The organism is Acinetobacter sp. YH16031 (genome assembly GCF_013417335.1).
In the GTDB taxonomy this organism is placed as follows: domain Bacteria; phylum Pseudomonadota; class Gammaproteobacteria; order Pseudomonadales; family Moraxellaceae; genus Acinetobacter.
Map to the genome: position 1 here is coordinate 1 of NZ_VPED01000184.1, position 1,141 is coordinate 1,141.

The window sequence follows — 1,141 nt, forward strand, 5'->3', positions numbered from 1 at the left end:
CCCCGGGAATCGAGCGCAGCGAGATTCAATAGAGTTTGAGCGAAGCGAAAACATAGGGCAGTTTTAAATGCCGTTTTTAATTTTTTTGGGCTTTTAATAATATAAAAAGCTTTTAAATGCTTTTAGGAGGGCTGAAATCATTGGTATACGTGCGTTTCAGCGATCATTCTCCACCATTTACCTTGCAATACTCCACCATTTACCTTGCAAGAATTTCTCAATACTCCACCATTTACCTTGCATAATCCATCATAAAATATTATGGTGGATTTACATCATAAAAATTATAGGTGGGAGATGTCGGAATTAGTAGTCAAAGACAATGCTCTAATCAATGCTAGTTACAACCTTGACCTAACAGAACAACGGTTAATTCTGCTAGCAATTGTGGAAGCAAGGGAATCAGGCAAAGGAATTAATGCGAATGACCCTTTAAACATTCATGCAGAAAGCTATATAAATCAATTTGGAGTGCATCGAAATACCGCATATCAAGCCTTGAAAGATGCTTGTGATGATCTTTTTGCAAGACAATTCAGCTATCAAAGCCTTAGCGAAAAGGGGAATATCCAGCATCATAAATCACGCTGGGTAAGCGAAGTTATTTACGTTGAACAAGAAGCAGTTGTTAAGTTAATTTTTGCTCCCGCTATTATCCCGCTAATTACTCGACTAGAAAAACACTTCACAAGCTATGAATTAGAACAAGTTAGTCAATTAAAAAGTGCCTATGCTGTTCGCTTATACGAAATTTTAATTGCTTGGCGTAGCACAGGAAAAACACCCGTAATTGGGTTGGATGACTTTAAAAAACAGATAGGAATTAATGAGGGAGATTACAAGCGAATTGATGTACTTAAATCCCGTGTACTAGAGCCATCAATTAAGCAAATCAATGAACATACGGATATTATTGTATCTGTTGCACAGCATAAAACAGGGCGTTCAGTTACTGGTTTTTCATTCCGATTTAAACAAAAACCACAACCAAAAGTAGAACAAAGAACCGACCCAAAACGAGATCCAAACACACCTGATTTCTTTGTCGAAATGACCGATGCACAACGGCATTTGTTTGCACACAAATTATCTGAACTGCCCGAAGTTGGTAGCGAATATGCAGAGATCGGAGAGTCATCCG

Annotated in this window: 1 protein-coding gene; it reads left to right on the forward strand. The window is 38.0% G+C overall.

Annotated elements, in window-relative coordinates:
* Window positions 1-297: 297 nt before the first annotated feature.
* A partial coding sequence (repM, locus tag FTV31_RS17040; protein ID WP_179997603.1) for a replication initiation protein RepM occupies window positions 298-1,141 on the forward strand: 844 nt, incomplete at its 3' end.